This is a genomic window from Niallia nealsonii (genome assembly GCF_002835805.1).
Taxonomy (GTDB): domain Bacteria; phylum Bacillota; class Bacilli; order Bacillales; family Cytobacillaceae; genus Niallia; species Niallia nealsonii.
Genome location: NZ_PISE01000031.1, coordinates 194893 through 213690 on the forward strand (window position 1 = coordinate 194893; position 18798 = coordinate 213690).

The 18798-nt window shown below is 35.2% G+C and carries 17 protein-coding genes, 1 pseudogene and 2 riboswitches; of the genes and pseudogenes, 5 read left to right on the top strand and 13 right to left on the bottom strand.

All coding sequences use genetic code 11. The features are described 5' to 3' along the window. Positions 1 to 133: 133 nt before the first annotated feature. The 4 genes from CWS01_RS15070 to CWS01_RS15085 form a co-directional block, all read right to left on the bottom strand. Positions 134 to 1633: a DHA2 family efflux MFS transporter permease subunit gene (locus tag CWS01_RS15070; protein ID WP_101178010.1), complete on the bottom strand. Its 1500-nt coding sequence runs from the start codon at positions 1631 to 1633 to the stop codon at positions 134 to 136. 426 nt (positions 1634 to 2059) lie between these two features. Next, complete coding sequence (gene pseC, locus CWS01_RS15075) at positions 2060 to 3265, bottom strand: UDP-4-amino-4,6-dideoxy-N-acetyl-beta-L-altrosamine transaminase (RefSeq protein ID WP_101178011.1); 1206 nt, start codon at positions 3263 to 3265, stop codon at positions 2060 to 2062. A 141-nt stretch (positions 3266 to 3406) separates the two neighbouring features. Then, positions 3407 to 4822 carry a CDP-glycerol glycerophosphotransferase family protein gene (locus CWS01_RS15080; RefSeq protein ID WP_157827667.1) on the bottom strand — a complete coding sequence of 472 codons (1416 nt, stop codon included), beginning with the start codon at positions 4820 to 4822 and terminating at the stop codon, positions 3407 to 3409. 26 nt (positions 4823 to 4848) lie between these two features. Next, positions 4849 to 5619: a glycosyltransferase family 2 protein gene (locus CWS01_RS15085; RefSeq protein ID WP_101178013.1), complete on the bottom strand. Its 771-nt coding sequence runs from the start codon at positions 5617 to 5619 to the stop codon at positions 4849 to 4851. 314 nt (positions 5620 to 5933) lie between these two features. Between CWS01_RS15085 and CWS01_RS15090 the strand changes: the two genes are divergently transcribed. From CWS01_RS15090 to CWS01_RS15100, 3 genes are all read left to right on the top strand, one after another. Beyond that, positions 5934 to 6134: a sporulation protein gene (locus tag CWS01_RS15090; RefSeq protein ID WP_101178014.1), complete on the top strand. Its 201-nt coding sequence runs from the start codon at positions 5934 to 5936 to the stop codon at positions 6132 to 6134. Between the two features lie 259 nt (positions 6135 to 6393). Continuing rightward, positions 6394 to 7308 (top strand): DMT family transporter, encoded by a 915-nt coding sequence (locus tag CWS01_RS15095; protein ID WP_101178015.1) that lies wholly within the window; start codon positions 6394 to 6396, stop codon positions 7306 to 7308. 499 nt (positions 7309 to 7807) lie between these two features. Continuing rightward, positions 7808 to 8026: a hypothetical protein gene (locus tag CWS01_RS15100; protein ID WP_101178016.1), complete on the top strand. Its 219-nt coding sequence runs from the start codon at positions 7808 to 7810 to the stop codon at positions 8024 to 8026. 80 nt (positions 8027 to 8106) lie between these two features. Here CWS01_RS15100 and CWS01_RS15105 read toward each other — a convergent pair whose 3' ends face one another. Genes CWS01_RS15105 through thiW form a run of 5 tightly spaced genes read right to left on the bottom strand, consistent with a single transcriptional unit; the run spans position 8107 to position 13359 of the window. Next, positions 8107 to 8871 carry a 3-oxoacyl-ACP reductase gene (locus tag CWS01_RS15105; RefSeq protein ID WP_205161154.1) on the bottom strand — a complete coding sequence of 255 codons (765 nt, stop codon included), beginning with the start codon at positions 8869 to 8871 and terminating at the stop codon, positions 8107 to 8109. Positions 8872 to 8888: 17 nt separating this feature from the next. Then, positions 8889 to 10349, bottom strand: coding sequence for an acyl-CoA reductase (locus CWS01_RS15110; RefSeq protein ID WP_101178018.1), 1461 nt, complete (start codon positions 10347 to 10349; stop codon positions 8889 to 8891). After that, positions 10349 to 11485, bottom strand: a complete 1137-nt coding sequence (locus CWS01_RS15115; RefSeq protein ID WP_101178019.1) for a LuxE/PaaK family acyltransferase — start codon at positions 11483 to 11485, stop codon at positions 10349 to 10351. The genes CWS01_RS15110 and CWS01_RS15115 overlap by 1 nt, the downstream gene beginning before the upstream one ends. Next, complete coding sequence (locus CWS01_RS15120) at positions 11482 to 12810, bottom strand: solute carrier family 23 protein (RefSeq protein WP_101178020.1); 1329 nt, start codon at positions 12808 to 12810, stop codon at positions 11482 to 11484. Before CWS01_RS15120 ends, CWS01_RS15115 begins: the two co-directional genes overlap by 4 nt. 24 nt (positions 12811 to 12834) lie before the next feature. Continuing rightward, on the bottom strand, positions 12835 to 13359 hold the full coding sequence (gene thiW / locus CWS01_RS15125) for an energy coupling factor transporter S component ThiW (protein ID WP_101178021.1): 525 nt from the start codon (positions 13357 to 13359) through the stop codon (positions 12835 to 12837). 84 nt (positions 13360 to 13443) lie between these two features. Further along, a riboswitch (TPP riboswitch) is annotated at positions 13444 to 13553 on the bottom strand. A gap of 213 nt (positions 13554 to 13766) precedes the next feature. Continuing rightward, positions 13767 to 13871: riboswitch (TPP riboswitch) on the bottom strand. Between the two features lie 256 nt (positions 13872 to 14127). Between thiW and CWS01_RS15130 the strand changes: the two genes are divergently transcribed. Beyond that, a complete protein-coding gene (locus CWS01_RS15130; protein WP_101178022.1) occupies positions 14128 to 14322 on the top strand; it encodes a hypothetical protein in 195 nt (64 codons plus the stop codon). A 138-nt stretch (positions 14323 to 14460) separates the two neighbouring features. Here the strand turns inward: CWS01_RS15130 and CWS01_RS15135 are convergent, their stop codons facing one another. After that, a complete protein-coding gene (locus tag CWS01_RS15135) occupies positions 14461 to 14883 on the bottom strand; it encodes a CBS domain-containing protein (protein ID WP_101178023.1) in 423 nt (140 codons plus the stop codon). A gap of 307 nt (positions 14884 to 15190) precedes the next feature. On the opposite strand from CWS01_RS15135, the gene CWS01_RS15140 reads away from it, so the two are divergent. Then, positions 15191 to 15400, top strand: coding sequence for a hypothetical protein (locus CWS01_RS15140; RefSeq protein WP_101178024.1), 210 nt, complete (start codon positions 15191 to 15193; stop codon positions 15398 to 15400). A 192-nt stretch (positions 15401 to 15592) separates the two neighbouring features. Here the strand turns inward: CWS01_RS15140 and CWS01_RS15145 are convergent, their stop codons facing one another. The 3 genes and pseudogenes from CWS01_RS15145 to CWS01_RS15155 all read right to left on the bottom strand — a co-directional run bounded on the left by CWS01_RS15145 (position 15593) and on the right by CWS01_RS15155 (position 18530). Then, positions 15593 to 15931 carry a CPBP family intramembrane glutamic endopeptidase gene (locus CWS01_RS15145; protein WP_235852082.1) on the bottom strand — a complete coding sequence of 113 codons (339 nt, stop codon included), beginning with the start codon at positions 15929 to 15931 and terminating at the stop codon, positions 15593 to 15595. A 196-nt stretch (positions 15932 to 16127) separates the two neighbouring features. Next, the gene (locus CWS01_RS15150; protein ID WP_101178025.1) at positions 16128 to 17573 is read right to left on the bottom strand and encodes a DEAD/DEAH box helicase; all 1446 of its coding nucleotides are present in this window, start codon (positions 17571 to 17573) and stop codon (positions 16128 to 16130) included. A 281-nt stretch (positions 17574 to 17854) separates the two neighbouring features. Next, positions 17855 to 18530: pseudogene (locus CWS01_RS15155) on the bottom strand (transposase). Positions 18531 to 18798 lie beyond the last annotated feature (268 nt).

Genomic DNA, 18798 nt, shown 5'->3' on the forward strand with positions numbered 1-18798 from the left:
CACCACATAAATTCTATGAAATGCCGTTTCTGGCTGTTTCTATCTGGCACAGATGTTAATAAAACAGTTAATAATCAGAAAACCATACTAGCATAAAAAAAGCTTGCAAATTTTTGCAAACTTTTTTTATTAATCATTGAGGTTCTGGTTTTAATTCTTTTTTCGATGCTGGAGCATCCTCTTCTTTAGAAGGACTTTTTCCTTGAATAAAAAAAGAAAGAAGAAAAGCTGCTACTGTTAGGTATGTTGCAATCATAAAAGCATCATTAATTCCCATAACTGTTCCTTCATTTATCGCCAATGCCATATGTGCTTTATCGGTTGGCAAAATATGACTTTGACTGATAATCGTTTTAGCATAGCTTTCCCCTTGATTCGTCATAATGGAAACAAAAAATGCCATTCCAACTGCACCGGCAACCATTCTGAATGTATTTACCATAGCGGTTCCATATTTATTTAAGCGAAGCCCCAAATCATTCAGTCCAGCAGTAAAAATTGGCATCATAATGATGGACATTCCAAACATTCTGATTGTATAGACCCACAAAACATAAGAATAAGAGGTATTTGTATGAAGTTTTGTCAGTGCATAAGTGGTCACAATCATAATTGCCAAGCCGGTAATGGCTAACCATTTTGCGCCATATTTATCGAAAAGTTTACCAGTGATCGGCGACATGATTCCCATTACAATTCCCCCAGGCAGCAACATAAAACCTGCTTCGAGTGGACTGAATCCATGAATATTTTGCATATAGATTGGCATTAGAATCATTCCTGAAAACATGGCCATTGTGACAATTACATTGATGATAGTTGTTAGTGTGAACAGGCGATATTTAAAAATCCGAAATTCCAGTATAGGATGGTTAACAGTCAGCTGACGCCAAACAAACAGAATTAGGCTAACACCGCCTATAATAAACAGGGCAATAACCTCAGGATGTCCCCATCCCTTTGAACCGCCTGTAGAAAAACTGTAAAGAATTCCGCCAAATCCAATGGTCGATAAAATAACACCAAGAACATCGAGCTTAGGACGGCTTGTTTCTGTCACATTTTTCACAAGAAATATCGCAATAACAAAATCTAAAAGAGCAACAGGAGTAAGAATATAAAAAATAACACGCCATGAATGGCTTTCAATAATCCAGCCTGCCCATGTAGGACCGATTGCTGGAGCGAAGTTCATCGCAACCCCAAAAATCCCCATGGCAAATCCCCGTCTGTTAAGAGGAAAAATAGTAAAAATAACATTTGTGATTAATGGAAAAAGAATGCCTGCACCTATTGCCTGCACCACACGCCCAGCCAGCATAATGGGAAATGTGGCTGCGATAGCACATATAAACGTTCCAATTGCAAATACTCCCATGGAAAATAAAAATAATTGCCTTGTTGTATATCTTTCCATTAAAAAAGCAGTAATGGGAATAACAATTCCGTTTGTTAATAAGAAAATGGTGCTTAGCCAATTTGCTGTAACAGCAGATATTTGAAAATGATCCATAATTTGCGGCAACGCAATATTAATGACCGTTTGATTTAAAAAGGCAACAAAAGCCCCTGCAAGCAAGACGACAAATATTGGTGTCGTTCGAAAAGCTTTACTTTCTATTTTGGTATCCAAGTAACTATTCCCCCTAGGTTGTTTAAAAATACTTCTATTTTGTTTTGTTATTATGTGAAAAAGATGAAATCTTTACCCACTTAATTATGTACATTTCCCCCATATTTTTTCAGTAAATCCAAACATAGTAATTGGTAAATGCATTTGCCAAAATTTCATTCAATCGAGAAAAAATGTTGGCGATTCCTTCACAGCTTCGGAAAGTAATTAACATTTTCTGCTTTTCTTTGATGCTTCTCCTTTCTTATGCACGTATAGAATTTTACTCCTTTCAAACAACTTGTCCAGAAAAATGCATACTATTTTTTGTAAATAAACAGAATGGGGCTGTCTAATACATCCTAAAATAAAATCAGGTAAAGAAAAACAATTTGTTTTTCTTTACCTGATTTTTGATTTCTATTCATTTTTCCTGAGGGAATGACGCTATTGTTTTTTGGAATAAAACGCTAATACTTTATTGATTGCATTTACCACATCTATCGCATCACGCTCATTCATTCCTGCAAATAAAGGAATGGTTATAAATTCTTCGTAACAGCTTTCAGCAATTGGGCAAATCCCTTTTTTATAGCCCAAATTTTGATAATATGGATGAAGATATACAGGAAGATAATGCACATTTACACCAATATTTTCTTTTTGTAATGCTTGATATATTTCTTTTCTACTAGCAGTTAGTTTTGTAAGATCCATTTTCAATATATATATATGCCAACTAGATGTACAATCTAGAAGTTGATATGGAGTACTTACTGCATCTAGCATCTCCAATTGTTTAGTATAAAATTCAGCAATTTGTCTCCGTTTATCTATAAAACTACTGATCTTTTTTAATTGAGAAATTCCAAGTGCTGCTTGGATATCTGTAATACGGTAATTATATCCTAAAAATTGCATTTCATAATACCATGGACCATGATTTTCCGTTAACAACTGCTTATTTCTAGTAATTCCATGCGTTCTAAATTGCAATAATTTTTCATAATATTGTTTTTGATTTGTCGTAATAATGCCACCTTCTCCTGTCGTGATATGTTTGACAGGATGAAAACTAAACATTGTCATATCACCAATCGAACCAATGCTATTGTTTTTATATTTAGCTCCTAATGCATGAGCTGCATCTTCAATTACTACTAAATTGTTTTCATGCGCTATTTTCATTATTTCATCCAGTTCTGCAGGTTGACCTGTAAAATGGACAGGAATAATTGCTTTTGTTTTTTTAGTTATTTTCTCTTTAATTAGCTTAGGATCGATATTATATGTTGCAGGGTTAATATCAACAAATATAGGTTTTCCACCTTGATATAATACACAATTTGCAGAAGCCGCGAATGTCAGTGGTGTGGTAATTACTTCATCTCCTGCTCCAATGCCAGCAGCAAAACAAGCTGCATGTAATGCTGCTGTTCCATTAGAAAAAGCAACAGCATACTTTGCGCCTGTATATGCAGCAATTTCTTGTTCAAATTGCGTAATAATTGGACCAGTTGTCAAAAAGTCACTTCTTAAAACATCCACAACTGATTGAATATCTTGCTCATCTACTACTTGTTTTCCATATGGAAGATAAGTTTGACGTACTGGATTTCCTCCATGTAAGGCTAATTTAGCTTCATTATGCAATTATATACACCTCATTTTTAAAAATATGACTTGGAGACTTAAACACCCAAGATTTATGAATTAGATAGAATCGGCCGAAATAAATAGTATGTTTTTGGGACTTTTTCTATCCAATCTAAAATGCTTCCGATATTTTGGGGGTTAATTCATTTTTACATTAGTCAATTGGTATAAGAACTCAATAAGTTCCTTGCTGGCGTTTCGGGGTTTATATGAATCTTGCAAAAAGCTTTTTTTGATGTTCGTATAGGCATTTCTTATTTTTTGATTGTTAAAATAAAGAGATATCATCTGTACTAACTTAGCAGGATCACTTTGCATATGTTGTTCAAGTCGATCAAAGTAGTCATAATATCGATTGCTTTGTAGAAAATAATATACAAATACAGGTTTATTAAGCAGACAGCTTTCTAGCGCAGTGGTTGATAATGAAGTAATTACTGCATCTGCATGGCAAATTAAATCAAGTATATTTGCCTTTTTATCATTAATTACTTGAACAGAAGGATTTTTTTGAGTGAGTTTCAAATATAATGCTATTTTATTTTTAGCTAGTTCCCATGGATGTGGCTTTATTAAAAATTGATACTGGTCATTTTTTAATAGTCTATTCATCATGTCATTAAACTTAAGTTCGTCTATATGTGGTCCGGTTGCAATTACTATTGTTTTTTTTGTTGGATTTAAATTGTATTTCTTTAAATAGTCCGTTTTGTTGCCAGATGGATGTTCAAAGATTGCGTCATATCGAGGATGTCCAATACCTGCTATTCGCTTTTCTTCCATTCCTCTTTTTATATACCATCTCTTTTCATAATCACCATAAACTGCTATATGACTTGAAAATACAGGAATAAATGCCTCTTCACCCATAAGAATACCATGTTGTAAGCAAATGCTTGGAATGCCTTTCATGGACCCAATAATGGCAAGTGCCCTGCTGACAACATCTTCTGTTGTACCTACTAATACGCCACTGCAGGGAGTTTGTTCGTAAAGTTTGAAAACAGCTTCTAAAGTATCTACAATAATAGGAATTCTCTGTATAAAAGTATTCATGAAAAAAGAATTACTAAAAGCAGGATGATGAGTATATTGAGAAAATATGGCTTGTGCCCTATTTATCAGCTCTTGAGATGTGTTTTTGGTATCACTAGTAAATTTTCCTAAGTATGCATTAGGAAATCCAAGATAATGGCTCAATCTTGATCTAGATAAAATGATTGTTTTATCTAGAGAAAAATACTGAACAAGTTTATTTCCTGGAATTCGAATATAATCAAGATTAATGAGGATTTTTCCTGCTTGTTTTTTTTCTAGTGGTTTTTTCAAAGGCTGGAGATGATGCTCAAAAAATGGCTGAATTTGATGCATGTCCTTTATCTTGGCATTGCTCAAGTGGGAAGAAAAATTATCTTGTTCCATTAAACGGTTTAGTTTATCGTCAATTTGTTGATAGAAATTAGTCATCAGACAAATAGGAATATTCCGATAACGTAAATGTTGGAAAGTATATATGAATTCACTATATAGAGACCAATAATTGGATAAATACATTGTTATCTTTCTCTCCTTTAAAAGTTTCATTTATTTTTCATTTTTTTTAAACTCTCCCGAAGCTCTTTGCAAGTTCTTTGAGGTGGAAGCATGTTGATAAATTCATTTTTCTTTTCCTTAGCCAGTTGATGATGGATGGATATTTCCGTTATAAAATTATCATCTAAAACTTCTGGTATAGGGTAAAAATCCCAAAACTGATTTACTCTCCAAAAGAATCTAGCGTCACCAATTCGATAAAATTCTGGATTCACATCCCAGAAAGAACCAAATTTATTATAAATAGTAGTTAGAATAGATTTCCTATGCATAACTGAGCAGTGATCAATTTGACATGGGGCAACGGATACAATTGTTTTAGCCGGTCTTAATTGAGTCTTCGTAATTTTTCCGTTATCATCCATATAATTTACTAAGGAAGCAGAATAAACAATCATTACATTCCGATGCATATCTAAGTAATTTACCATTTTTTCTAACCTATCTTTTCTATAGCAGTTATCATCTGTAGCGTAAGAGATATATTCCCCTTTCGCCATTAGTAATGCTTGATTAATCAAATCTGCATATCTAACTTTTTTCACTCTTTCTTTCATGCTTTTAATATTACTTCTAAAAAAACGAATTCTTTTGTCTTTTAAAAATGGTTTTATGACATTAATTGTTTCTTCGTTGGAGTTATCGTCCATTAAAATCAGTTCAAAATCAGAATAAGTTTGATTTAAAATGGAGGTTATTGATTTAGCAATATAGGAGGCTTTATTGTAGCTGGTCATTATAATCGAAACTTTTGTCATACGTAATACTCCTGTCCTTTTATTTATATACAGTGTATGTCCAACTTGGTAAATGGTGAAAACGATACAAAAAAATAGATAAATATAATTGATGTAATAGACTGGCTTTTTGTTAAAAATAAAAGTTCTGTTATAGGAACAGAATGGAAAAGAGGAGTCGATTGACTAATTGATAAAAATATGAAATGGATGGAAACTTTAACATGTAAACATATATTTCTAACCAAATCTATTTCTATTGGCGTATTGGCATAAAATAATAGCTTAAAAGCAATTATTGCAAAATCTAAAAATAAGTAACTAGGAGATACGATATGAATGAATCATTGAGATATATAAGAGAAATACTATCCTTATATACAGATCGTTCCGATATAGGAAAAACGATTCCCTCTAAAGCTGAAAATGGTTCGTATAAAACAGAAGAAAATTTTGTTCGAGATTTATCTCCGAAAGAAATTGATTTTTTAAATAACATTTCGAAGGAAGAAAGCCAATATGCAAAAAAAGAATAAGATGAAAAAAGAGCTGCTTATAGTGTAGATAAAACAAAATAGAAAATTCAAGGTAATATGTACTGGTTTCTAAATTTCCTGTTTGGCAATAAAAAAAGGTTATTGAGCAGCATTCCTTTATTATCTCAATCTTAATATAGTAAATATTACCCCACTATACAGATGCTTTATTCTTATTAATAGGGAGACATGGTTTTTTTCTAGAATATGCAGGAATAAAGGCGTATTATTAGTCATGGATAGAAAAGGGGGAATTATATTGAAACAACTTTCACGTAAAAAGACAATCTTATTACTTACCTTCCTTGTAATGGTATGGGGGGTTAATTGGCCGTTGTCGAAGATGGCTCTAAGCTATTCACCACCAATATTATTCGCCGGAATTAGAACTGTTTTGGGCGGACTTATTTTACTTCTATTTGCAATTCCTAGGTATAAAAAACTTCATTTTAAAGAAACTTGGCATTATTATCTACTTTCTGCTTTTCTTAACATTATTCTTTTTTATGGATTGCAGACAATTGGACTTGGCTATGCACCAGCAGGTTTGTTCTCTGCCATTGTTTTTATTGAACCAGTCTTACTTGGGATATTTTGTTGGTTGTGGCTGGGAGAGCAAATGTATGGATTAAAGATCTTTGGGCTGATCCTTGGTTTTATAGGAATATTGATCATAAGTGCAGGTGGGTTTACAGGAGATATTTCTCCTATTGGGATTTTTCTTGCTTTAGGGTCGGCACTCGCATGGGGGTTAGGAACGGTTTTTATTAAGAAAATAGGGAATCGTGTTGATTCCATTTGGATGGTTACCGTACAGCTAATTATGGGCGGCTTTTTTTTGATGCTTGGTGGTTCTAGTCTGGAGAACTGGTCTGTTATTAAATGGGAAGTTCCATTTATTATGAATTTGCTTTTTATCTCTACCTTTGTGATTGCATTTGGATGGCTTGCGTTTTTTATTCTTGTCGGATCTGGCGAAGCGAGTAAAGTAGGATCGTTCACATTCCTGATCCCATTAATTGCTATTATGTTCAGTTCCTTTTTGTTAAAGGAACCTATAACTTTAAATTTGATAATTGGGTTACTTTTTGTTGTAACAAGTATTTTATTTGTGAATATTAAGCGGAAATCAAATAAGAATCACACCTTAAAATCTGTAAAAAACGATTTTTAAGTTGGAAAAGATGCTTTTGCATCAGTAGATAAAAGGATTCAAGAAACATTTTTTCCAGTTTCCTCTTCTAAAAACTAGATGGTTTTTATTATATTATGTACAAAAAGCACACGCTTAAATTTATGTGTGCTTTTTGTATTTCAATTTATAATACTATTTATGCACAATTTTTACTTTTAGCTTTTTCCCTTTGATTGTCTCTGCATTTCCTAGTTAGAAATTGACTCTTTTTCCTATAAGTAAATGATTTTTAGGTTCAGAGATGCTGATATATCAGTTTCTCTCCTTAGATCTAATCAAATCTGTAGGCATTTCTTTATAAACTAGTCATTAATTTCCTGGAAGTCTATTAATTATTATAGAATGTTTACAGATTTCTACAATAAAAAAAAGAATAAACAAAAACATTTAGCCATTCGTTCTAAAAAGAAGGTTCCATCCATATTTTATAAAAAACAGATTTAAGTATATAAAATTGAAATCACAAGGAGAGACCACTATGGTTGTTATTCAATATTTTGAAAATCGAGCATTAGTAACAAGTAAACTGGTCAGAAGCATTCCTGCAGTGAATGAGGATATCAAATTAAAAGGGCGTAAAGGGAAAGTGTTAAGTGTGAAGGAAATTCATGAAAAGCTATATCATATACATATTGTTTTCGAAAAAGTAGTAAAAAATCAGCCTTTGTTGAAAGATACAAAAAAGAAAAGAAGATAATCGGATGTTTGCTTAAAATTGTATAAAAAAACAGCTTCACTAGCAGTCTAGTAAGGCTGTTTTTATTTATGTTTCCTACTTTATTTCATCACCAGACCGCCATCGACATAAAGACATTGCCCTGTAATAAAGGAAGCTAAATCAGATGCAAGAAATAAAGCACTGCCAGCAATATCTTCAGGCACTGCTAAGCGCTTCATAGGAGTCATTTCCATGATTTTTTCCCTTACATCTTCCTTTGTTTCTATACTAGAGTCTGTTGGATAGGTTAAGCCTGGCGCGATGGCGTTAACCGTAATTCCGAAGGCTCCCAATTCCTTTGCGAGGTTTCTGGTAAATCCTAAAAGGGCCATTTTCGATGTCGTATAATCATGATAAGGAATAACCGGAAAATCAATTAAGTTGCTTACAATATTAATGATCCTCCCTCCCATTTGATCCTTCATATATGGCAAAACTGCTTGACAGATATTAAATGCACCGTGAACATTGCCCTCCCATTGGTTTTGATAGTCTTGCCAATCAATATCCCATGCTGTTTTTCTTGTTTTTGGATTAAATGTATAATGACTTAATGCATTGTTTATGACAATATCAATCGCACCAAAGGAATCGATAATTTGGGCAACCATCAGGCCAACCTGTTCAGCATTTTGTACATCTGCTTGTAAGGCAGCCCCTTGTCCTCCTTGACTTTCTATTTCTTTTACAACTTTTTCAGCAAGCTCTTTATTTTTTAAATAATTAACCACAACAAACGCACCTTCACTTGCCAATTTTTTGGCGATTGCGGCACCAATTCCCCTGCTTGCGCCGGTAATTAAAGCGACTTTATTATTTATCATCACTACTACCCTTCTTTCTATTCCACATCAGGATCAAAGCGCTCTATATAGTCTTCTACATTCCGCTCTATATCTACCATTCTTACTAAATCAAGAAGGTTAAACCCGCCATCATGATGCCAGCCTGGTTTCGCTCGGTTCATCTCGCCAATCGCACAAATACGATTGGCTCCAATCTTCCCTAATAGATCAGCAAGCATAAACAGACGCTTTGGAGCAACTGCAAGACCACAAGATTGCAAATATTGCTGATAAGGAGCAATATATTCCGCTGTATCTTCTAGATTTTCACAAGAAAATACATGTATCGTCCGATTTAATGGCGATCCTGCAAATCCCGGCTTTTTATGAAAAATAACGGTCCAAGCAGTGTCGGAATGGCTTTCATATATGCTGGTTTCATCGTTTCTTAATGCTTCTAATTGATGGAAGTTTCTTATTTTTTGTATAGACATCGCTTCTTCATCAGACAATTTGGCTCTAGGTCTTTTTTTATGATAATTTGCCAGTTCTGCCCCAAGCATTTGGGCGAAACCTTTTGCAGTAATAGCGCCCCCCTCTTCAACAAAAATAGTTTGAGGTGCTAAACAGCTTTGCTGGTCATATATAGATGCATCTTCCGCCAGTTTATGGGCAGTTTCTGCATAATAGTCGGAAGTTAAAGCTTCTTTCCCAATCATCGCAAAACTTATTTTATGTCCATAATGGAGAAACTTTTTTTCAGTGGGCACTTTTTTTCTTAGTGCTTCCACCGTTTGATTAGAACCATATACAATAATTGCTTCTGCCTTTTCAATTGCCGCTTCTCCCAAAGACGAAGCTCCTCCAATCCATGGAAGGATAGCAATTGCTTCTGCCAATTGATTATCCACTTCTGCTAACGATTGAACAAATAAAGCAGGAAGCAATGGTTCTGAAAAAGACGTTTTGCCAAGACATGCTGATTTTAATAGAAGCCCCATAATTATGCTCCAAATTTGCACACCAGGCACATTGCCTGAGAAAACATGAAAAATAACAGCGGGTCCAAAGGCACGACTCATTCCTCCAGATTTCCGTGGGCGAAATTCGTCCAATAAAGCTCCTTGATCGAACTCTTCGTCTAAAAAACGAAGAAGTTCTTTTTTTCGGAAGGTTCTCATATATCTTTTTAATTCCAGGCGAACCATTTCTTTGTCATAGCCAGTGATTTCTGGCAGAAGCTTTTCCGCCAGCTGACGAAGGGGATAAGCTGGATTCAGCCATTTTTGGATAGCTTGATCGATTTTTTCGATTATTTGCTGTACAGATAACAAAGCAAGATAGTCATTTCTATTGGCTCGAACAGCTTCTCCTATATGCTTGATTTGTTTGCTTGTCAGGACAGGATACTTCAAAATAAACGTAGTATCTGTTGTTTCTATTCTCTTTTCCTGAAAAGTTTTCCATTCAATAGATGCTGGCACATGATAAATTGGTATTTCTTTTATGGTTTCCACTAGCGAATGGCACCACCTGTATTTGCTTGCAGCAATTCATCCACTGCGATGGAACAGCCTCTTGCCTCAGAACCTTGTATTCTTCCAAGTAATATAAATCCGTTCTCTGTTAGGCAGCCTAAATCCTCTGTTAAAATAGCGAGACAAGCATTCCAATTGGCTAAATCATAATGAGCTATCACACCTTGTTCTCCCTTGGCTGCGGGTTCTAAGGTATCAGTATTCAAAACAACAGTTTTAATCCATGCAGGACCTTTTTTATCCTGTATAGTCGACATAGTTACATAATGGGACCGAATTGTTTGATCGTAAATTTGCGAACTTAATTCCGTCATTCCATACATATTAATGCAATGATTTCTTTCTATCTTAAAAAAGTCATAAAAACTTTGATACATTTCCTCCATCTCCACTTCACGAGACTTCCCTTTAAAACCGCCTGTATCAAAGATTCGGCTTCCTTCTGCCAATTGAAAAGAAAGTTGATGTTTCTCTAAATAATCCCTTAGATGAACATAGGAAAATGTTGCTCCTATAAGAAGAACAGGATCTTTCCTTTGTTCGCATTCTTTTAATGCTTGTGCTAGTTCAGCCATTTTTAAACCTGTTTCATCAAAGAAAAAACGACTGTTTTCCGTTCCAAAAAAAGACACAGCATTGCTTAAATAACGAGCAAGGGAAGAGTTTTTATTTAAATCTTCTGCTGGAGAAAGAACAAAAATCGTCATCCTTTCTCGGTCTGGAAGGACATATGTTTGAAAAGGCGTTTTCATGGATGCATCCCATACAGCAAGTGTCGGATGATAATTTTTTCCTTTAGAAGCAGGATTAGTTGTCCCGCTCGTCATAAATACTGCCTCTGCTTCTTCTATCGGTGTAGTGGATAGTGTCAATTCTTTAAATCCTTGAATGGGCATTGGAGGAATATCAGACCAATGCTTCACCAACAAAGGTGTCTTTTTTTTGCTCTGGCAATACTTTTTATAGGCTTGATTGTGCTGAAATTGATAAGAGAAAATGGTCAGTGCCAACTCATTAAATTCTTGCTCATATAATGAACTATCGATGCTTTCTTCCCCATATGTTTTCATAAACTGAAGTATTTTAGTTTGCATATCCTGTCCTGAATATTTCATGATGCTCTCCCCCTTTTCATCCAACTTGGTAGATTGATAAGCAATAATTGCAGCACGATTGATGTAAAAGCACCAATTAAAATACTATTAGAAAGAAATGTTCCGATGGTGCCTGTCCAGCCTGCTGCAAAGCTTGGCAACGAAATAGCCAGCAGCATCGATAAGCCAATAATCATATAATTCTTGTCTGTTTGCTCTACTTTAGAAAGCAAAGAAATGCCTGTAAATACTAAAGTTGCTGCAGCAGGCAAAAAGATACCGCCCACCACACTCGCAGGCGTTAGCGCAAGCAGAGCTCCTGCTTTTGGAACGAAACCTAATACAAGAAAAATAATACCAGCAATCATTACTGGATAGCGTGATCCTACTCCTGTCAATTTCAATAACCCAACATTTTGGGCATAGGCAGTTGTTGGAAAACCTCCAATTAAAGCAGACAAAAAGGAGCCTGCTGATTCACCTGCAAATCCATTGCGAATTCGTTTATCATCGAGCTTTATGTTTAAAATCGTGGAAGATGCTTGATAAACACCCATTGCTTCAATAACTGCAACCATATAAGCAATAAAAAACGTCAAAAACGTGCTCCATTCAAATTCCATTCCTCCGTATGGAAGAAACTGCGGCAAACCAAACCAGGCTTTATCCTGCAGCAAGGAAAAATCTGTTTGTCCCAATATAACAGCTAACAGATTTCCAGCTACTAAAGCAAGCAGAAAAGAAAAGGATTTCCAGTAGCCTTTTCCAAATAAAGATAAAACCAACACAATCAAAGCAGTAGGAATCGATAACATCAGTGTTTCTGGACTTGCAAATCCTTTATCACCTGGATACCCTCCTAAAAATTCAGATAAGGTAAAACCTGCAAGGGAAATGCCGACTAAAAAGATTACCGTTCCAGAAATAGCTGGTGTAAATAAACCTTTTAACTTAGTAATGGCACCTGTAATCGATAAAATAAATACAATGATGGCACTTAATAAAATCGCTCCACTTGCCGCAGCAAGCCCATTTGTTTTTCCCGCTGCAATCATAATGGCATCAAATGCCGCAGACGGTCCTTGCACGATTGGCAATTTGACTAGTTTAGTAGCTTGTATCAAAGTAACAAGCCCTGCTGCGATAAAAATTGCATTAACAAGATTGGCTGATAACGCAAATGGCAACCCAATCATTGCCGCAACAAAGATAGGATCCAGCCACACATTGGAAACAAATACATGCTGCAATCCATACAATAAGTTTTTCCCAAGGGTTCCTTTTTCTTCGATTCCTATGTTTACCGTTTGTTTTCTACTATTTTTCTCTCGTTGTACTTCTTTCATTCTTTTCTCCCTCTTTCCTCTTGTTTACACATGTTTGCTCAGATGATTGCTATTTTTTGCAGGAGGCAAAATAACGGCACGTTTTTGAATAAAAATAGAAAGCATAACAGCCGCAAGCAGCGCCCCAACAATCGAGCTAAAAATAAACAATGGAATAAATCCAAATAAAGTAGCTTTTTGGCCAAGAAATAAGCTGGCAATCGGATAAGAAAGCATGGCGCCCAAAATGCCTGTCCCAATGATTTCTCCCGCAACCGCCATATAAATTTTTCTTGTTTTCAGAAATAATAATGATGCAAGCAATGCCCCAACCATGCTTCCAGGGAAAGCAAAAATAGATCCTGTTCCCATCATATTTCTTAATAAGGAAATGCATAGTGCTTGTGCAACAGCATAATAAGGCCCTAACAGAACAGCGGATAATACATTGATCAGATGCTGAACAGGAAATACTTTCGTAAAGCCAATCGGAATATAAAATAAATTGCTCGAAAGTGTGCCGATTGCGATCATCATTGCGGTGATCGTCAGTTTTTGTGTTTTTCGCATAAAAAAAATCCCTCCAGTGTGAAATGAAAAATGGCACTGAGGGATTTAATATAGGAAAATGGAGATCGTTTCGCTTGAACGAATACTCGTTTTTCTACACTTCCCTACGCTGGTATAATCCAGATCAGGTAAAAAAGGGTTAAGAACTTGCCGTTCTAATCTCAGCCAATTTTTTGGCCCCCCCAGTGCACATATAGATTTTTACGGTGATTTCTTGCAAAAATAATGGCAGGTCAATAACGTTATTCTCGATTGTATATATATGTACTAAAAAAATCTTTGTTTTCCCCTCTTTCCCCCCTCTCTATCTAGTAAGCTATAAAACTCTTTTTTTTAATCTCTTCACCTAATAAAAAAGCCAGGTCTCTTAAATAGACCTGGCTTTAATAGTTAGCGAAAAAAGAACCTTCATCACTTGACTACTTTCCTACGCTGGCATGATCCAGATCAGGTCCAAGGGTTAAAAAAATTTTTTCTCTCAGTCCTATACTCGGACACCCCTAGTAGTTTTACGTTTTTAAATTATGTTAATCATATACCTTTGTTTTTTATATGTAAAGAGAAGAAGAAAAAGATTTTCTAATAGAAGATAGTATCTTCTTTCACAGAAGGAAAGCAAGTCTTGCAAGAAAGAAGCAATCATACAAGCAAAATAAACGCAGACATTTTCCTTACAAAACGCTCCCTCTTTCTATCCCTTTATAAATATTCTTTAAGAATGGATTTTCCCTCCTTTTTTAAGCATTCTAATGAAAGGAGGTGAATGGTATGACAAGAGACCAAGTTCATCTGGAAACAGATCCTAACTTTGATGGAGGAAGAGAAGGCATTATTGCGGACCCAGACGGTGATCAAATGGGGATAAGCAGAGATACAAGCTCTGAATATCCTTTTCATGTAAAATCATTAAAAAAAGACCCTGATATGAAAAAATTTAGTCAACTATTTGATGGGAAAAAGTAGCATCCATAAAAAATGTCTGCCCCTTAAGCTGCATGTCTTTAAGGGAGCAGACATTTTTTGTTTATCCACCTATTATCATTTATCTAAACGTCTAGAAGGGCTTCCTAAGGTTTATTTTATGAGCATCTTCTACTTAGCTTATTGAAGAGTTTCCGAAATATGACTTAACGCTTCTCCTGCTTCATTTGCAAAAATGTTTACCTTTGCCAAATCCCCAATTGCACAAATCCCTACCATTTCTCCGTTTTCTACAACAGGAATGCGTCTGATTTGATTTTCAGACATAATATGGGAACATTCATGTACATCAGTATCTGGTGAACATGTAATGATATCACTTGACATGCTGTCATGGCAATGAACAGAATTGCAGTCTTTCCCTTCTGCCACGCAATGGATAACAATATCGCGGTCTGTTATCATTCCAACCACTTTTTTTCCTTCACATACAGGGACAGATCCACAATTAATATCACGCATAATTTTAGCAGCAGATGCAACCGCATCATGTGGGGCACAAACTTTCACATCTTTTATCATAATATCACGAACAGTAGTCATTATTTTTCCTCCAGATTAAAAATTTAACCTTTATAGTATCACTGCTTTCTTTTCATAAAATACGGAGATAATGGCTTTTGTTTATGTAAAAAATTTCCAATTTTTATTTTCCCGCTTAAACATGCATAAGAAAACTTAAAAGAGAGCCATTTATTAAAAATGCTTTGGTATCCAATGGAATTGATTCTAGATAAAGGAAAATATAGCAATAGCCAAATGAATCAAAAAAATGCTCTTTAACCATAATAAGGAGGAATACAGATAAAAAAGAAACACCACTAATCATCTATCGAGAGAAGGGATTTTAATGGATGCACAAACACCAAAGTTCCATAAAGAACCGATAAGCAGTTCAAGTAATAATGAACCAGCATTCCAAGTTTTTTTAAATGAAAATTTAGTGGCGGAAGTGCGGGGGACAGATACGGAACATCAAACGGTGATTCCAATGAGAGAATTAACGGATTATGAAGAAAGCAAACTTTATGAATATATCAGCTCCTTCCAATCAAAGTAAAAGAAGATGCAAACAAGGGCATTATACTGCCTGTGTTATCCTCTCTTGATAGGATAACCTTTTATTTGAAAGCTATATTCTAAAGGATTGTTGCTAATGAATCAAAAAGATAAAGGAACCCAAAATTTGAGCTCCTTTATCTGGTTGTATTCTTCTGCTAACCACCCATTAAATGTCAATATAGTTCTTTTGCTAAACAAATCTTATTAAAACCGCAAGTGTATTTATTGTTATATGAACAACAATAGGAACAATTAATCTATTGGTTTTTACATATAAAAAGGCAAACACCAATCCTCCTAATGTATAGGGGATAACACTTGCTAACTCCATATGAAGCAATGCAAATATTAGAGAAGTAATTAAACAAACGATATAGGCGTTTGTTCGTCTACGTAACATATCAAGAATGATTTTTTTTATTAAAATTTCCTCCATTATAGGTCCAAAAATTGCAATATTCACTATTGTAAGTGGAAAAGAGATAACTTTGGTTTTTATCATTTCTGAGTGTTCTGAATTAGGCTGCATATTAAATACCTCAGTAGCTATTAATCCATAAACAAATTGAACTAAAAAATAAAGAAGAATACCGTATATGCACCATAAATATAGTTTTTTTTAGCGAATAAGCATCAGAAGAACCTTTTTTAATGGAGAGTCAACAAAATAATTTTGTAACAAAAAACACACACTTTTCCTGAAAAAAGTGTGTGTTTCTGTTGCTCTATTTCTGTGCAATGCTTACCTTTATTTTTTTCCCTTTAATCGTTGTATGTTCCATCGCTTGCAATACAAGCGATCCTTTGCCATTTAAAATATCGATATAGGTTAATTGATCTTTGATGGTGATAATGCCGATATCTTCTGCGGTTAATCCTGGCAGATTGGCAATGGTGCCGACAAAATCAACAGCGCGAAGTTTTTTCTTTTTGCCGCCACTAAAATGAAGCTTCGTAATATCTTGATTAATGCGTGCTGTTCGATTATTTCGGACAACGCGGCGGCCATTGATTTTTTCTTCGAATGCCTCTTTTCCTTGTGCAACTTCTTCTTGTTTAGGTGCGTCCATTCTTGTTATTTCAAAGCCAATATAACGCTCAATAGAGTTGATAAATTTGGTTTCATAAGGTGTTGCTAGTGTTATTGCTTTTCCCGTGTTGCCAGCTCTTCCTGTTCTTCCAGTACGATGCACATAGCTTTCTTTTTCCATGGGCACATCATAGTTGATCACAAGTGTGACATTATCAATATCAATTCCCCGTGCTGCCACATCAGTTGCAATTAAATAGCGGAAATTGCCCATTTTAAAGCCATTCATCACAGCGAATCGATCTTCCTGTTCTAAGCCCCCGTGCAATTTTTCGCAACTATAGCCTGCATCATCTAACTGTTCGAAAACAAAATCAACATGTTCCTTTGTACGGCAGAAAATAATGCTGCTGTCCGGATTTTCCACAACTAATACATCTTTCAGCAAACTGATTTTTTCTTCTTCTTTGCATTCTATTATACGGTGTTCAATCTGTTTTGCTGTTTTTTGCTCTGCCTCTATCTCGATATGAACAGGCTCTTTCATGTATTGATGGCATAACTTCTCGACATCTGTTGGCAATGTAGCAGAAAAAACCATTGTTATCCGATCTGCTGGAAGACTTTCGATGATTGTTTCCACATCGTCAATAAAACCCATATTCAGCATTTCATCTGCTTCATCAATAATTAAATAGTTGATCCGTTCTAAAGAAAGAGTTTCTCTTTCTATATGATCTAATACACGTCCTGGTGTACCAACCACCACATGTGTTTTTTGTTTTAGCTCTTCTTTTTGAATGGAAAAAGGCTGTTTTCCATATACAGCAGCCGCTTTTATTCGTTTAAATCGGCCAATATTAGTGATGTCTTCTCGTACTTGTGCTGCAAGTTCTCGAGTTGGTGTTAGAATTAACGCTTGGGGCTTTTTCTCTTCCCATTCGATCATCTCGCAAATAGGAATACCGTAAGCGGCTGTTTTTCCGCTTCCTGTTTGTGATTTTACCACAAGATCTTTGTTTAAAAACGCTTTGGGCAGTACTTCACACTGTACTTTTGTAGGTGTTTCATATTTCAGCACCGATAAGGCCCTTTTGATTTCATCGCTTAATGAAAACAGATCAAAATTACGTTCTGTCATGATTTCCCTCATTTATCTAGTATTTATTCAACTTCCATATAGGATTCTCCAGTAAGAATAACTTATACTTAATCTGAATATATTTATTATACATGAATTTGAAGGAATAAAGAGTTTTCTTACAATTAACCAAGGACAAGGCTATTTTAGCCATTGTCCTTTCAGTTTGTCGACAAAAGAGGTTCAGATTGCTCTCAATCTGAACCCCTTTTAAGATTAAGTTTGATTTCGTTGCTATTTTTTCAAAATTCCGAAGTATTAGCCCTTAATTATTCTTTCTTTTAGGCTATTTTAGGACTCACCCAGGTCCAGTTTGCCATCTTCTTCAAGTTCATGGCAGCGAAAGTAAGCATCGCTTGCATCGACAATTTTTTAAGTCCCCTTAAAGTTGTCCAACGCATACCATGCTTTTCTTTTGCATCTGCGAAAACTCGTTCAATCATTTCTTTTCGCTTAGCATATATTTGTTTTACATCATGTTGATGACGAAGGTGAGCTGCTTCTTCTACATACTCTTCCCACACATGTCTTCACATGAGTAGAATCAACAAAAACATGTTCTACACTAATCAAATTCTTATCCGCAGCTGCTTTTAAAATACGGTAGAATATCTGTTCAAATAGATCAGAATCTTTAAATCGGCGTTCATAGTTTTTGCTGAATGTAGAGAAATGTGGTGCTTTATCCTGAAATCCATACCCTAAAAACCACCGATAAGCCATATTAGTCTCTATTTCCTCTATTGTTTTCCGCATAGAGAGAATAACAAAGGTATATTGGATAAAGGTCCATTTAACAAATATAGCTGGATCAATACTTGGTCGAGCTATATCAGAGTACATATCTTTCACCAAATCATAAATAAACAAGAAATCAAGGACCGCTTCTATTTTGCGAACTAAATGATTGGCTGGAACTAATGGATCTCTTTGAATAGAAGAATGTTTGGAAAGCATGATGTCCCCTCTGTTATCTATATCCTTATATTAAAGCTAATTTATTTAAAATTCTATACGAAATAGATTGAAAACAGGTTGCTTGGAGCGGAAGGGGTGAGACTCCTACGGGATTAGCGAGACAGTCCGAGACCCTGCAGAAGCGAAGCAACGAAGCGGCTCGGCGATCGCCCCGTGGAAAGCGAACCCCTGAAGTGGAAATCAACATTCCCCTTTCTAAGAAAATAATAAAAAAACTGTAAACAAAAATGAACTGCCCCTAAATTGT

Excerpts from the sequence above, each read along its gene's own strand:
- CWS01_RS15080 (WP_157827667.1), bottom strand. The coding sequence starts at position 4,822 with ATGTATTTATCCAATTATTGGTCTCTATATAGTGAATTCATATATACT.
- CWS01_RS15085 (WP_101178013.1), bottom strand. The coding sequence starts at position 5,619 with ATGACAAAAGTTTCGATTATAATGACCAGCTACAATAAAGCCTCCTAT.
- CWS01_RS15090 (WP_101178014.1), top strand. The coding sequence starts at position 5,934 with ATGAATGAATCATTGAGATATATAAGAGAAATACTATCCTTATATACA.
- CWS01_RS15100 (WP_101178016.1), top strand. The coding sequence starts at position 7,808 with ATGGTTGTTATTCAATATTTTGAAAATCGAGCATTAGTAACAAGTAAA.
- CWS01_RS15105 (WP_205161154.1), bottom strand. The coding sequence starts at position 8,871 with ATGATAAATAATAAAGTCGCTTTAATTACCGGCGCAAGCAGGGGAATT.
- CWS01_RS15115 (WP_101178019.1), bottom strand. The coding sequence starts at position 11,485 with ATGAAATATTCAGGACAGGATATGCAAACTAAAATACTTCAGTTTATG.
- CWS01_RS15120 (WP_101178020.1), bottom strand. The coding sequence starts at position 12,810 with ATGAAAGAAGTACAACGAGAGAAAAATAGTAGAAAACAAACGGTAAAC.
- thiW (WP_101178021.1), bottom strand. The coding sequence starts at position 13,359 with ATGCGAAAAACACAAAAACTGACGATCACCGCAATGATGATCGCAATC.
- CWS01_RS15130 (WP_101178022.1), top strand. The coding sequence starts at position 14,128 with ATGACAAGAGACCAAGTTCATCTGGAAACAGATCCTAACTTTGATGGA.
- CWS01_RS15135 (WP_101178023.1), bottom strand. The coding sequence starts at position 14,883 with ATGACTACTGTTCGTGATATTATGATAAAAGATGTGAAAGTTTGTGCC.
- CWS01_RS15140 (WP_101178024.1), top strand. The coding sequence starts at position 15,191 with ATGGATGCACAAACACCAAAGTTCCATAAAGAACCGATAAGCAGTTCA.
- CWS01_RS15145 (WP_235852082.1), bottom strand. The coding sequence starts at position 15,931 with ATGCAGCCTAATTCAGAACACTCAGAAATGATAAAAACCAAAGTTATC.
- CWS01_RS15150 (WP_101178025.1), bottom strand. The coding sequence starts at position 17,573 with ATGACAGAACGTAATTTTGATCTGTTTTCATTAAGCGATGAAATCAAA.